This window comes from Geothermobacter hydrogeniphilus (assembly GCF_002898515.1).
Classification (GTDB): Bacteria; Desulfobacterota; Desulfuromonadia; order Desulfuromonadales; family Geothermobacteraceae; genus Geothermobacter_A.
In genome coordinates, this window is the sequence record NZ_PPFX01000040.1 from 26399 (window position 1) to 39292 (window position 12894).

General features: G+C 63.3%; 10 protein-coding genes. 4 read left to right on the forward strand and 6 right to left on the reverse strand.

Annotated elements, in window-relative coordinates:
• Positions 1-37 precede the first annotated feature (37 nt).
• Together C2E25_RS14270 and C2E25_RS14275 are read right to left on the reverse strand one after the other, a co-directional pair.
• Entirely contained in the window at positions 38-817 is a 780-nt protein-coding gene (locus tag C2E25_RS14270) for a tRNA threonylcarbamoyladenosine dehydratase (RefSeq protein ID WP_103116400.1), read from the reverse strand.
• A 94-nt stretch (positions 818-911) separates the two neighbouring features.
• Positions 912-1721 carry a TatD family hydrolase gene (locus tag C2E25_RS14275; protein WP_158247277.1) on the reverse strand — a complete coding sequence of 270 codons (810 nt, stop codon included), beginning with the start codon at positions 1719-1721 and terminating at the stop codon, positions 912-914.
• A 140-nt stretch (positions 1722-1861) separates the two neighbouring features.
• On the opposite strand from C2E25_RS14275, the gene C2E25_RS14280 reads away from it, so the two are divergent.
• Positions 1862-3541 (forward strand): methyl-accepting chemotaxis protein, encoded by a 1680-nt coding sequence (locus C2E25_RS14280; protein ID WP_158247278.1) that lies wholly within the window; start codon positions 1862-1864, stop codon positions 3539-3541.
• Positions 3542-3597: 56 nt separating this feature from the next.
• Here C2E25_RS14280 and C2E25_RS14285 read toward each other — a convergent pair whose 3' ends face one another.
• Complete coding sequence (locus C2E25_RS14285) at positions 3598-5433, reverse strand: UbiD family decarboxylase (protein WP_103116403.1); 1836 nt, start codon at positions 5431-5433, stop codon at positions 3598-3600.
• A 226-nt stretch (positions 5434-5659) separates the two neighbouring features.
• On the opposite strand from C2E25_RS14285, the gene C2E25_RS14290 reads away from it, so the two are divergent.
• Both C2E25_RS14290 and C2E25_RS14295 read left to right on the forward strand, forming a co-directional pair.
• The gene (locus C2E25_RS14290; RefSeq protein ID WP_103116404.1) at positions 5660-6442 is read left to right on the forward strand and encodes a LuxR family transcriptional regulator; all 783 of its coding nucleotides are present in this window, start codon (positions 5660-5662) and stop codon (positions 6440-6442) included.
• 4 nt (positions 6443-6446) lie between these two features.
• On the forward strand, positions 6447-6764 hold the full coding sequence (locus tag C2E25_RS14295) for a hypothetical protein (protein ID WP_103116405.1): 318 nt from the start codon (positions 6447-6449) through the stop codon (positions 6762-6764).
• A gap of 25 nt (positions 6765-6789) precedes the next feature.
• On the opposite strand, the gene C2E25_RS14300 is transcribed toward C2E25_RS14295, so the two are convergent.
• From C2E25_RS14300 to uvrB, 3 genes are all read right to left on the reverse strand, one after another.
• A complete protein-coding gene (locus tag C2E25_RS14300; protein WP_103116406.1) occupies positions 6790-8187 on the reverse strand; it encodes a dihydrolipoyl dehydrogenase family protein in 1398 nt (465 codons plus the stop codon).
• Positions 8187-10013: an acyl-CoA dehydrogenase family protein gene (locus C2E25_RS14305; RefSeq protein ID WP_199177442.1), complete on the reverse strand. Its 1827-nt coding sequence runs from the start codon at positions 10011-10013 to the stop codon at positions 8187-8189. Before C2E25_RS14305 ends, C2E25_RS14300 begins: the two co-directional genes overlap by 1 nt.
• A 270-nt stretch (positions 10014-10283) precedes the next feature.
• The gene (uvrB, locus tag C2E25_RS14310; protein WP_103116408.1) at positions 10284-12284 is read right to left on the reverse strand and encodes an excinuclease ABC subunit UvrB; all 2001 of its coding nucleotides are present in this window, start codon (positions 12282-12284) and stop codon (positions 10284-10286) included.
• 204 nt (positions 12285-12488) lie between these two features.
• Between uvrB and C2E25_RS14315 the strand changes: the two genes are divergently transcribed.
• On the forward strand, positions 12489-12878 hold the full coding sequence (locus tag C2E25_RS14315; protein ID WP_146032984.1) for a hypothetical protein: 390 nt from the start codon (positions 12489-12491) through the stop codon (positions 12876-12878).
• The last annotated feature ends 16 nt before the right edge of the window (positions 12879-12894 follow it).

Below are 12894 nucleotides of genomic sequence, written 5' to 3' on the forward strand. Positions count from 1 at the left end.
GCAAATAACCTTGCAAATCTTCCATACCATGAACAATTTACGAGGATAATTCACCCTCCCCCGCCAGCTCCCGGATCACTTCCCCAGCCATGGTCAGGCCGAAGATCGGCGGGATGGTGCTTGAGCTGCCGAGAATCACCCGTCGGTCGGTGCAGCGCCAGCGCTGATCCTCCTTGTTGGGACAGATGCAGTTCTCGGCGCAAACCGCGGTCCGATCTGACAGCTCGCGGAACTCCTCGGTTGAATAAACCACCTTGACGCCGCGCTCGATACCTCTTTTGCGCAACTCCCGGCGGATGATTTTCGCCAGGCGGCAGGTGGTGGTGTCGGCCAGGTCGGCGACCCGGATCCGGGTCGGGTCGAGCTTGTTGGCAGCCCCCATCGAGGCGATGATCGGGATCTTGCGCTCTATACAACTTTCGATCAGGTGCAGCTTGGCGGTGATGTGGTCGATGCAGTCAAGCACGTAGTCGTAGTCGCCGGCGAGCAATTCCTCGGCGTGCTCGGCCTCGTAGAAGGCCTTCAGCGGCCGCACCTCGCAGTCCGGGTTGATCGCCCGGCAGCGCTCGGCCATCACCTCGACCTTGGACCGGCCGATGGTCCCTTTCAGGGCGTGGATCTGGCGGTTGACATTGGTCAGGCAGATCTCGTCGAAATCGACCAGGGTCAGCTTGCCGACCCCGCCGCGCACCAGCGCCTCGGCGGCGTAGCTACCGACCCCGCCGACACCGAACACGGCGACCGAGGCCTCCCGCAGGCGCCGCAGGCCGTCGTCGCCGAGCAGCAGTTGCAGGCGGGAAAAACGATGTTCACTCATAATCCTCAATTCAATTCGGCTAAAGGCGAAAGGTCAAAGGTTCAAGGTTCGAGGTCAAAGGTTCGAGGTTCGAGGAAAAACCTCTGCGACTCAGTCATTTCCAGGGTTCATTTCCTGGTTGCAATTGCCGGCGCAGGATCCGGCGGGTGTTTTCCGTCGTAATCCTGGCCGTTTCCTCGCTGTCCCAGCCCCTGATCTCTGCAACTTTCGCGGCGATCAGCGGCAGCCATTCCGGCCGGTTCGGTTCGCCGCGGTGGGGATGCGGCGGCAGATCCGGGGCATCGCTTTCAAGAACAATGGCATCCTCCGGCAGGGCGCGCAGAACTTCGACCCTTTTGCGGGCATTGGGCCAGGTCAGCGGTCCGCCGAAGGCGATGACGAAACCGAGATCGACAGCCTCGCGGGCGATTTGCGGGCTGCCGCCGAAGCCGTGCAGAATGCCGCCGACCCGTTCGGCCCGCTCCCGGCGGAGAATGGCAAGCACCTCTCCCCAGGCCCGCCGGCAATGGATCAGCACCGGTTTGCCGGCGGCGACCGCCAGCTGCAGCTGCTCGTAAAAGGCCTTCTCCTGCAGCCGACGCGGGACGTCGATCATCCCGTCCAGGCCGATCTCCCCGACCGCCGCGCATTCCGGTTTCCGCAGCAATCCGGTCAATTCCGTCGCGGCGGAGTCATCCCACTGCGCGGCCATCATCGGATGCAGTCCCGGTGCCGCCCGGACAGCGGCATCGGCGGCGGCGATCGCCAGCAGGTCCGGCCAGTGCCGGCGGCGGACTCCCGGCAGCAGCCAGCCGCCGACTCCAGCCCGGCGCGCGGCGCTGAGAGCCGCCCCGGCGGTGGCTTCAGGTGCCAGCCGGTCGAGATGGCAATGGCTGTCGAAAAGTTGCGAAACGACTTCTGTCATGGTCGGCATGCTAGCACAGCGAAGCGGCCGACAAAACCCCGCTTTTACTTGCCTGTGGAGCTAAGCCATGATACTTACAAATGAATTGCCCAGTTCGCGGCTCATGCCAAGCATTGACTTTCATCGGAGGGAGTACCGTCATGGCCGACGCGTCCGCCAGCAATATCTCCTATATCCGCAAGGTTTTCTATTTCACCCATGCCACCGGCATCCTCACCGGCCTGCTGTTCCCCTTCGCGGTCTCGCCACTGCTCGGTCCGGCCGCCCGCAGCTGGCCGTTTATTCTCAGTTGCCTGTTCATGGGCTACGCCGTCGGCGCGGCGATGTTCTTTTTTGTCCGCATCACCCTGAAAAAGCAGCTCCGCCAGCAACTCGACCTGCTGCAGCCGCTGCTCGGCACTATCGATATCGAGCAGGAGACGGTTGAGGGGATGCACCAGGCGGTAGCGGCCTCGGTCAATCAGGTCGATCAACTGGTACGCGGGCTGCTGCGGACCATCGACGAGTTCGTCCCTCTCTATCACGGTATGGCGGACGGCAGCCGTTATCTCTCCGATCGGGCCCGGGACGGTCTGGCGGCGGCCATCCAGACTCGCCAGAACGTCGAGCAGATGGATGCCAAGCAGCAGGAGATCGAGGAACAGGTTCGGCAGCTGACCAACCGCTCACAGGACGAAGCCTCCATGTCGCGCGAACTTTCCGCGTCGCTTGAAGAGATGGCGGCGGCCATGGACCATTCGACCGCCAAGTTTCTCGAAACGTCGTCGAGCGTCGACGAACTGGCGTCCAGCGTCATCGAGGTTTCCAGCCAGGCTGAAGAAATCGCCCGTTCGGTCGAAGGGACGGCGCAGGACCTGGATGCCACCGGCGCCGCCCTGGAACAGATTCGCAGCGGCGTTCAGCAGGGCGCCGAACAGGCCGAGAATGTCAAGCAGGATGCCGAAAACGGCCTGCTGGTGGTGCAGAGGTCGATCGACGAAATGGACCTGATCGAGGACGAAAGCCGCAAGGCGATGGCCGCCATGGAGCGCCTCGCGCAACAGACCGGCGAGGTGGCCAAGATCATCGAAGTGATCCGGGACCTGGTGTCCGATACCGAACTGCTCGCCTTCAACGCCGCAATCATCGCCGCCAAGGCCGGCGAGGAGGGCAAGGGCTTCTCGGTGGTGGCCGATGAAATCCGCGATCTCGCTGACCGCACCACCAGCAGTGCCCAGGATATCCAGCGTATCGTCAAAGCGATCGGCGGAGAAACCAAGGAGGTCACCTCGGCAGTGGCCGCCACCAGCGAGCGGATCGACAAGGGTAAGGAACTCTCCCGTTCCGCCGGCGAGGCGCTGCGCAAAATCCTCACCAGTTCGGTCGAGGCGGTCAACGCCTCGGAGGAAATCGCCCAGGTGACCGGTTCCCAGGCCGAGCGTGCCCGCACCCTGCTGGACGATGCCGGCCACAGCCTGCGTTCGGTCAAGGCGATTGCCCGCGCCATCCAGGAGCAGCAGTCGGCTATCTCCCGCATCCAGGAAGGGGTCACGCAGATGAAAGCCGCCTCCGACCAGATCGCCCACGGCATGGAGGAACAGGTGCAGGCCAACCGGGATTTCGATCGTGGGCTGGCCGACCGCGAACGGCAGATCAAGGCGATTCAGGACGCGACCGGTTTTCAGCGGCAGATTTCAAGCGAGATTTTCGAGCACTTTGCCGCCTCTGAAGAGCGGCTGCGCAAGAATGCCGACCGCGCCAAGGTCATCCTGGAAAATATCGAGGTTCTGGAAACCCTGGTCGAGAAGCTGCGCGGCCAGACGGAACGTTTCCAGCACTGATCCGGAATACTGTTCGGCCCCCCTACCCAGGCTCTTCTTTTCACCCGATTCAGGTATCAGACAATCCCGTGCAGCGGGCCGCCCGGCCCGCCCAGTTCGTCGACTCTCTTTTCCACCTCGGGCAACTCTTCCAACGGCGGGGCGTGGTGCGCCTTGAGACGGGCATCGATGACCAGCGGCCCGGTGCAGCCCCAGTGCTTGTGGAGCGTGTCCGCGCCGAGGCCGTCGATATCGACCGCCGGATCGGAGCGGGTGAAAACCGTCCACAGCCAGTCGTCGAGGGAACGGGCGACAAACCGCGGATCATCGACCAGCACCACCAGGGCGATTCCTTCATCCATGCCGAGTTTTTCCTGCCGGCGGCAGAACTGCTCGAGGACCGGGTCGTTGCCGTGGGGCGGGGCGGCCCAGGCCGGAGCCCGGACCGCCAGCACGCCGGGCAGCGGCAGAGTCGGGTCGGAGAAACCGTCCGGCAGGCGCAGGTTTTTCGGCAGGGCTGCGGAAAGGCGGCGCAAGGGTTTTCCGACCGCCGCCACCACCAGCTTGGAACCCCGGTTGAGGCCGCGCCCCGAGTAGTCGAGGGTGTCGATGGTGGTGCGGGTCTGGAAATGCAGGTCACGCCGCCAGTCAACCCGTTCCAGCATGAAGCGCAGGAAATCGTCGATCCGATGCAGCTCGGGCGGATTGTCCCCGGCGTTGGCGATCAGCAGGTACTTGGCCAGCGACAGCTGTCCCTGGCCGAGAATGGCGTTGGCCTGGGTGAGCAGTTCCTGGGGACGACCCGGTTCTGCGTAGGGAGTGTAGCGCTCACTGCCGACCGCCAGCAGCAGCGGATGGACGCCGGCGGCATCGACCGCGTGGACGGCGTGAACCCCCGGCAGAACCTCGGGGATCAGCTCACCGGTCAGTTCATGAATGAAGGCGCCGAAACTGGTATCCTCCTGCGGGGGACGACCGACGGTGGTGAAGGGCCAGATGGCGTCGGGCCGGTGATGGACGGTTTCGACCCGGAAGACCGGAAACTCGTGGCCGAGACTGTAGTAGCCGAGATGGTCGCCGAACGGACCCTCCTTTTTCAGCACCGCCGGATCGAGCCAGCCCGACAGACAGAAGTCGGCCTCGGCCGGCATCGGCAAGCCGTTGGCGGCACTGGTCAGGTCAATCCGCCGTCCGCCGAGCAACCCGGCGAAGGCGATTTCCGGCATCCCCTCCGGCAACGGCATCACCGCCGCCACACTCAAGGCCGGCGGACCGCCGACGAAGACATTGACCCGCAGCGGCTGTCCGGCTTCCAGGGCTCTGCGGTGGTGAATGGCGATGCCGCGATGGATCTGGTAGTGCATCCCCGCCTCAGCGGGGTCGTAATCATTGCCGGAAATCTGCACCCGGTACATGCCGAGGTTCGAATGGCGCCAGCCGGGCGCGAACGGGTCTTCACTGTAGACCTGCGGCAGGGTGATGAAGGCGCCGCCGTCCCGGGGCCAGGAAACAAGCTGCGGCAGCTGTTCCAACTCGGTCCGGTGCGCCAGGATCGGTGCCTTCCTGACCCGCTTCGGCAGCAGGTGCCGAGCGGCCAGCGGCGCCCGCAGCATGGCGCTCGGACTCTTCAGCAATTCCCGCGGGTCAATTTTGGCCCGGACCAGGGTTTCCACACCGCGCAGGGCGTCACGAAACAGCCAGCGGGTTCTCTCCAGGGTGCCGAACAGGTTGCCGAGCATCGGAAACCGGCTGCCCCGCGGCCGGGTGAAGAGCAACGCCGGTCCGCCGGCCCGGTAGACGCGGCGCTGTACGGCGCCGATTTCCAGGCGCGGGTCGAGTTCCTGTTCAATGCGGATCAGCTCGCCCCGTCGTTCCAGGTCGGCGATGCAGTCCTGAAGATTTCGATATCCCATCTGTTGTTCCTCATGCGGTGGACGTCCGCATCATAACGGAGCTGTCCACGGAACTCAACACTCCTCCATCCCCCCTAAATCCTTACAGGTTTGCAAAAAAGGAGATGAACGGGACCGCTCTTCATGCTAGTTTAGAAGTTCTGCTATGGGAATTGCCGTGCATCAAGAGGGCGGAGAGGGGGGCTTTCCCGCAGCTGTTTCCGGACCCTAACCCGACTGAAGCCCTATGAAGCACTCCTGGTGGCACCGTTGCCTCAGTCATATCCGGCAGGCCCCTGATCTCGCGGGGCTGCACGCCCTTTGCTGCAGCATCTGCCGGCAGTTGAAGATTGACCATTTCCTGGTCCTCGGCGGCCAGCTCACCAATCCGGCCGAAGCCGGTCTCTCGGCCCTTTCCGGGCTTCCCGATGACTGGTGGTCCCTGCTCTGCCGGGCGGAGCGTTTTCAAAGTGACCCGACCCTGAGGCATGCCCTGCAATCCCACCTGCCGCTCTTCTGGGCCGACCTGCCGCAATCACTGGAAGACGAGGGGCGGGACTTCATTGCCGATGCCGGAGACCATGGCCTGGTTGCCGGACTGACGATTCCGGTGCATGGTCCGGCAGGACTGTTCGGGGTTTTCACCCTGGCCAACGGCAGCAACCACCCGCAGCCGGAGAAAAGCCTGCAGCAGGCCCTGCCCAGGGCCTGCCTGGTCGGCGGCTACCTGGTTGACAGCCTGTTGCGTTGCAGCGACGAACAGGCACAGCCGCTGGCGACCATCCCCCTGACCGGGCGGGAGAAAGACTGCCTGCTGTGGACAGCGAAGGGTAAAACCTCCTGGGAAATTTCCAGTATCCTGCATATCGGTGAACGGACGGTGATCTATCATCTCAACAACGTGTTGCGCAAACTCGGCGCCGCCAACCGCCAGCAGGCGGTGGCCAGAGCCTGCGCCCTGGGATTGCTAACCCCCGAATTTTCCCTGGATCGGGCGGTGTCCGCTCCGGTGGATACCAGGGAGCAGTAAACATATGGCACCCTCTGCCGCAATCCTCGTCTGGGGGCCCGGCACTCTCCAGACGCTGCTGCCGACAACCGGAGACTTTTATCACTGCCGAACCAGCGCCGAACTGATGCTTCGCCTCAAACAGCAGGAGTGGCAACTGGTCCTGCTTGCCGGCGTGGAAGAAGCTACCATGGCGGCGCTTTCCAGGGCGATCAGGGCCGTCAGGCCGCAATTGCGGATCATAGAACTGCGACCCACCGCGACCTCTGCGCAACGACTGAAGCTCCCCGCTCTCAACCGCAACCGTCTCTTCCATGCTCCGTTGGGAAAAGCGCCCGCCTGACAGATCCCCCGAAAGCTTTCAGCCTTCAGACAATCGGCAGGCCTAGTCGGCGAGCGAGGGATCGCGCGGCCAGGCGCAGGCCGTCACTGATGCTCGGATAGACGTGGACGGTGGTGGTCAGTTGGCTGACATCGAGACCGAAGCGTACCGCCAGGGTCGCTTCGTGAATGATGTCGGCGGCCCGCGGGGCCAGCATCTGGCAGCCGAGCACCCGCCCCGAGGGCCGTTCGGCGACCAGGATCACCCCGCCGCGGCGATCGCCCATCACATGTGCCTTGGGAACCTGGTCGAGATCGACATAGGCTTCCTCGACCTCGAGACCGCGGGCCCGGGCCTGCACAGCGGTCAGACCGACGGTGGCGAATTCCGGATCGCAGAAAACCGCCATCGGCGTGTGGGTGTGGTCGATGCGGCAGTCCGCCCGCGGATCGAGAATGTTGTTGACGGCGACCAGCGCCTCTCGGGCTCCGGCCGGGGCGATCAGCGGTGGTCCGGTAACATCTCCAGCGGCCCAGATGCCCGTGGTGCTGGTGCGCATCCCGGCATCGACCTTGATGAAACCATTCTCGTCGACCTCCACCCCCGCCCGGTCAAGACCGATATCTTCGGTTGCCGGCGCGGTGCCGACCGCCAGCATCAGCCGTTCGGCGCAGAGCCCGACCGGTGCTCCCCGAACCTTCGAGTAGAGACAGACCCCCTGCGGTCGTCCCTCGACCCGCTCGGTCTCAACCTCGGTCATGATTTCAACTCCCTCACTATGCAGGATGTCAGCAAACATCCGGGTCAGGCGCGGGTCGAATTCATGCAGCAGGCTTTTCCCCCGTTCCAGAATGATGACCTGGGTGCCGAAACGGGCGAACATCTGCCCCATTTCCAGGGCGATCACGCCGCCGCCGAGCATCAGTACCGACTGGGGAAAGTCGGGCAGATGCAGGGCACTGTAGCTGGTCAGGTAATCGACCGTATCGAGACCGGGAAGGGGGAGCACCCGCGGCGCGCCGCCGACCGCGATGAGAATCTGGTCCGGTCGCACGATTTCAGCGCCGACCTGCAACGCCCGCGGAGAGAGAAACCGTCCATGACCGCGCAGCACCTCCAGCCCCGGGGTTTTTTCCAGTTCGTGCTGGTAATGAGTTTCGCGCAGGGTTTCCACCGCCCGCTGCTTGAGACGCATCAGGGTACTGCAGTCGGGCGGCCCGGCCTTGAGGTTCAGTCCCCAGGCTTCTCCGCGGCGCGCGGCGTGGTACATTTCAGCCTTGTCGATCAGGGTCTTGCTCGGAATGCATCCCCAGTTGACGCAGGTGCCGCCGAGGTGACTCTGTTCGATCATCAGCACCTTTCTGCCGGCGGCGGCAGCGCGACGGGCGGCGGCGAAGGCGGTGGTGCCGCTGCCGAGGATGGCGAGATCGGGGTGTCGGGACATCAGGCTTGCGGCTTTCTCCAGGTGCTGACGATGTTCTCTTCGAGCCAGGGGTAGCGGCCGTCGAGAACTTCGAGGGCCCGGTCATAGGCGAACTGGTCATCGTTGCGGTAAATCGCCCGATGCAGCACCCCGATGCGCCGCCGCGCCTGTCGGCAGAAGAGGTCGGCAACCGGTTCGCAACCACTCGGGCCGTGCAGCGAGGCGGCACGGGAGAGAACCGCGGTCATGGCGAACAGTTCGGCGCCGATATCAACCAGGCGGGCGAGAATCGCCTGCTTCTGCTGCAGTCCCCGGCGATAGAGCAGCATCATGTGGAACAGGTCGCGGGCCAGCATGCGGCTGCCATTGGCAACAAAACGGAGATGGCGCCCCAGCAGCCCCGGCATGGGCGGCGCCCCGGAGATGGTCAGGCGCGGCAGCCAGAGTTGCGGATACCAGCCGGCATAGAAAGCAGCGGCCCGGCCGAGGTTGATTTTGGCCGAGGTGGTCGACGCGCCGGCAATGCGCAGATGCGGATCGAGGGCTTCGCGGGCGATGAAAAGGTGCATGATTTCGCTGGTGCCCTCGATGATGCGGTTGATGCGTGCGTCGCGCAGCATCCGTTCCACCGGCATCGGCAGTTCCCCCCGGCCGGCGAGCGAGTCGGCGGTCTCGTAGCCGCGCCCGCCGCGAATCTGCAGCAGGCTGTCGACCCCCCGCCACATCGCCTCGGTACACCAGAGCTTGGCCATCGCCGCTTCGAGGCGGATGTCGAGGTCGTCACGGTCGGCCATCGCCGAGGTCAGCCAGGTCAGGCTCTCGACGGCAAAGGTTTCGGCCGCCAGGGTAGCGATTTTGCCCGCCACCGCCTCGTGGCGGCCGATCGGCGCACCCCACTGCTCACGCTCGTTGGCCCACTGGCGGGCAATGGCGTTGGCCTGCTGCAGGACTCCACCGGCCGCCGCCGGCAGGGTCAGCCGGCCGGTGTTGAGGGTCTGCAGCGCCAGCCGCAGCCCCTGGCCGCGGCCGAGGACGATATTGTCGTTCGGCACCCGGACATTCTCGAAACGCAGCAGTCCGTTCTGGACCCCCTTGATGCCCATGAAATCGCAGCGATGGGCAACACTGAGTCCCTCGCTGTTGCCTTCGACGATAAAGGCGGTGATTTCCGGATGGTCTGCCGACGGGTCGTTGCTGCGGGCCATGACGATCAGCAGGTCGGCGATCGGGCCGTTGGAAATCCACAGTTTTTGACCGTTGAGGGTCCATTCGGTGCCCTCGGCATTGAGAGTCGCGGTGGTGGCCATGCTCGACGGGTCGGAGCCGACATCCGGTTCGGTCAGGGCGAAGGCGCTGATGGCCCCCTTCGCCAGCCGCGGCAGGTATTTCCTTTTCTGTTCGTCGCTGCCGTACAGCTTGAGCGGCTGCGGTACGCCGATCGACTGGTGGGCCGAGAGCAACACCGCGGTCGAGGCGCAGTGGCTGGCGATAAGCTGCACGATGCGGTTGTAGTTGACCTGCGAAAGGCCGAGACCGCCGTATTCGGTCGGCAGCTTGATGCCGAACAGGCCCATTTTCGCCAGACCGGCGATCACCTTTTTCGGGATCTTCTTCTCCCGGTCGATACGGTCGGCGTCGACCTCCCGCTCCAGAAAGGAACGCAATTCGGCCAGGAGCTTATCACCGGCTTCCCGGTCTTCCGCCGACTGCTCGGGAAAGGGGAAAACCAGCTCCAGCGGCAACCGTCCCATGAACAGTTCGCCGACGAAGCTCGGCTTGCGCCACTCGGTCTCACGGGCCGCCTCGGCTACTTCAAAGGCGCGTTGTTCGTCTGTGTTGTTGTCCATCATGCGAGTCCTCCGATCCGTCCTTTCCAAGGATAACAGGGAATGGGCGGCTCGCACGGAGGACGAGGGGAAGGGCAAACGGATCCGTCTAACCCAAAGCCACCGGCTGTTTTGCGGACCGAGGGTGGCGGGACGGGTGGAGATGCGAGGCGCCGCGCCGCTTCGGGCGCAAACGTAGCCGAGCTACGTTGAGTACCGATGCGGTGAAGGTAACGAAGCAGATTCAGCCGTAACGACAGCCGAATCCCGAAATTGCCGGTGGATTTGGGTCTAACCCAGCAACTCCAGTTCCCGTTTTTCCAGCACCAGCATGCGGTCACGCAGCTCAGCCGCCTTTTCGAATTCAAGATCGGCAGCGGCGGTCAACATCTCCTGCTTGAGCTGCTTGATCTCCCTGCGCAGCCGCCGCGGATCGTTTCCGTAGCTCGCCAGCTCCTCGGCGGCCAGGGGCGGGGCGGGGTAATCCTGTTCGGCAATATCTTCGAGAATGCTGCGCATGCCCTTTTTCACCGACTGCGGAGTGATGCCGTGCTCCCGGTTGTAGGCCAGCTGGGCGGCGCGGCGACGTTCAGTCTCATCGATGCAGGCGCGCATCGAGCGAGTGACGGTGTCAGCATACATGATCACCCGTCCGTCGACGTTGCGCGCGGCACGGCCGCAGGTCTGGATCAGCGAACGAGCCGAGCGCAGAAAGCCTTCTTTGTCGGCATCAAGGATGGCGACCAGGGCGACTTCGGGAATATCGAGACCCTCGCGTAACAGGTTGATGCCGATCAGCACGTCGAACCGCCCCTCGCGCAGATCGCGGATGATCTGCATCCGCTCCACGGTCTTGATGTCGGAATGGAGGTAGCGCACGCGGATGCCGAGTTCGTCGAGGTAGCCGGTCAGATCTTCGGCCATGCGCTTGGTCAGGGTGGTCGCCAGGATACGGTAGCCCTGTTCGACGGTCGTCCTTATCTCAGCGATCAGGTCGTCGACCTGTTCGCGAGCCGGCCGCACCTCGATCGGCGGGTCGACCAACCCGGTGGGGCGGACGATCTGCTCGACCACCACCCCTTGAGCCTGCTGCAGTTCGTAATCGGCCGGAGTGGCCGAGACATAGACGGTCTGGATGCTCTTGGCTTCGAACTCGCTGAACATCAGCGGCCGGTTGTCGAGCGCCGAGGGCAGGCGGAAGCCGTAGTTGACCAGGGTTTCCTTGCGTGAACGGTCGCCGCGGTACATGGCGCCGACCTGGCTGACCGAGACGTGCGACTCGTCGATGAACATCAGCGCGTCGTCGGGAAAATAGTCAAACAGGGTCGCCGGAGCGGTGCCCGCCTCACGGCCATCGAGATAGCGGGAGTAGTTCTCGATCCCCTGACAGTAGCCCATCTCCTCCATCATCTCGATGTCGAACAGGGTGCGCTGCTCGATGCGCTGCGCCTCCAGCAACTGGTTGTTGGCGCGGAAGAACTGGATGCGCTCCTGCAATTCATCCTGGATCAGCTTGATCGCCTTCTCGAGGGTCGGCCGGGTGGCGACGTAGTGGCTGGCGGGAAAGATGGCGGTCTGCTTGAGGCGGTCGATGACCTGGCCGCGCAGGGGGTCGATCTCGCTGATCGCCTCGACCTCGTCGCCGAAGAACTCGATCCGCAGCGCCCGCTCCTCTTCGTAGGCAGGAAAGACCTCAACCACGTCGCCGCGCACCCGGAAGGAGCCGCGATGGAAGTCGACGTCGTTGCGCTGGTACTGGGTTTCGACCAGCTTCTTCAGCAGCTCGTTGCGGTCCAGTTCCATCCCCTCTTCGAGCCGCACCAGCATGCCGTAGTAGGCCTCCGGCGAGCCGAGCCCGTAAATGCAGGAGACCGAGGCGACGATCAGCACGTCGCGGCGGGTCAGCAGCGAACGGGTGGCGCTGTGGCGCAGCTTGTCGATCTCCTCGTTGATGGCCGAATCCTTCTCGATGAAGGTATCGGTGACCGGCACGTAGGCCTCCGGCTGGTAGTAGTCGTAATAGGAAACGAAATACTCGACGGCATTTTTCGGGAACAACTCCTTGAACTCGCCGTAGAGCTGCGCCGCCAGGGTCTTGTTGTGGGCCAGCACCAGGGTCGGCCGCTGCACCCGGGCGACCACATTGGCCATGGTGAAGGTCTTGCCCGAGCCGGTGACGCCGAGCAGCACCTGGTGCCGGTCGCCGCGCTTAAGCCCGGCGACCAGTTCGTCGATGGCCTGCGGCTGGTCGCCGCGCGGTTGATAGTCGGATATCAGTTCGAATCTTGCCATAACGTGATCATTTAACCACAACCGGGCGGGTTGCGTCAGCAATGGTGAACGGGGAATGTTCCGGCGAGCGGGAGGCTATCTGGCTGAAATCCTTGACATGGGGAGAAAAAACCGTTACCAAGGGAACAATGGTAACAGGGGGGGGATCATGACACAGCACACACAAGCCGTCCGCGGAGCATTCCCAGCGGACGGCTTTTTGTTTTGAAGACGGCAGGCTCCGCCTCTGCGGGGCCTGCTGATCCTGGAACACAGCGCCGGTGTGACCTGTCAGCTGATTTGCACTTTTGTTCTGAGACGGCTGCACAGGTCTTTATCGGCTTGGTGCAGAATGTTCTGCCTAAGCCCTATAAGGCAATGAACGGCATTAAATTGAAGAAGTACCTGCTTAGCGCAATGGTTGACTGTTTTCTCACATACTTTGGCATATGGATGTACGTTACCGGCAAGGTCCCTGTGAAAAACTTTGAAATCGGTTACGCCAAAATTGATAAATGGCAAGCAATACCAATGATTCTGGCTGGTGTAATACTGCTTGGCTACCATACTTACGATCTCAACTTTCGCAGACAGAAAAATCTGCTAACATATTGAAATAATAAAGCAAAAG

Coding starts and splice junctions, on each gene's coding strand:
- C2E25_RS14275 (WP_158247277.1), bottom strand. CDS start 1,721: ATGACAGAAGTCGTTTCGCAACTTTTCGACAGCCATTGCCATCTCGAC.
- C2E25_RS14295 (WP_103116405.1), top strand. CDS start 6,447: ATGGCACCCTCTGCCGCAATCCTCGTCTGGGGGCCCGGCACTCTCCAG.
- C2E25_RS14285 (WP_103116403.1), bottom strand. CDS start 5,433: ATGGGATATCGAAATCTTCAGGACTGCATCGCCGACCTGGAACGACGG.
- C2E25_RS14290 (WP_103116404.1), top strand. CDS start 5,660: ATGAAGCACTCCTGGTGGCACCGTTGCCTCAGTCATATCCGGCAGGCC.
- C2E25_RS14305 (WP_199177442.1), bottom strand. CDS start 10,013: ATGGACAACAACACAGACGAACAACGCGCCTTTGAAGTAGCCGAGGCG.
- C2E25_RS14280 (WP_158247278.1), top strand. CDS start 1,862: ATGGCCGACGCGTCCGCCAGCAATATCTCCTATATCCGCAAGGTTTTC.
- uvrB (WP_103116408.1), bottom strand. CDS start 12,284: ATGGCAAGATTCGAACTGATATCCGACTATCAACCGCGCGGCGACCAG.
- C2E25_RS14300 (WP_103116406.1), bottom strand. CDS start 8,187: ATGTCCCGACACCCCGATCTCGCCATCCTCGGCAGCGGCACCACCGCC.
- C2E25_RS14270 (WP_103116400.1), bottom strand. CDS start 817: ATGAGTGAACATCGTTTTTCCCGCCTGCAACTGCTGCTCGGCGACGAC.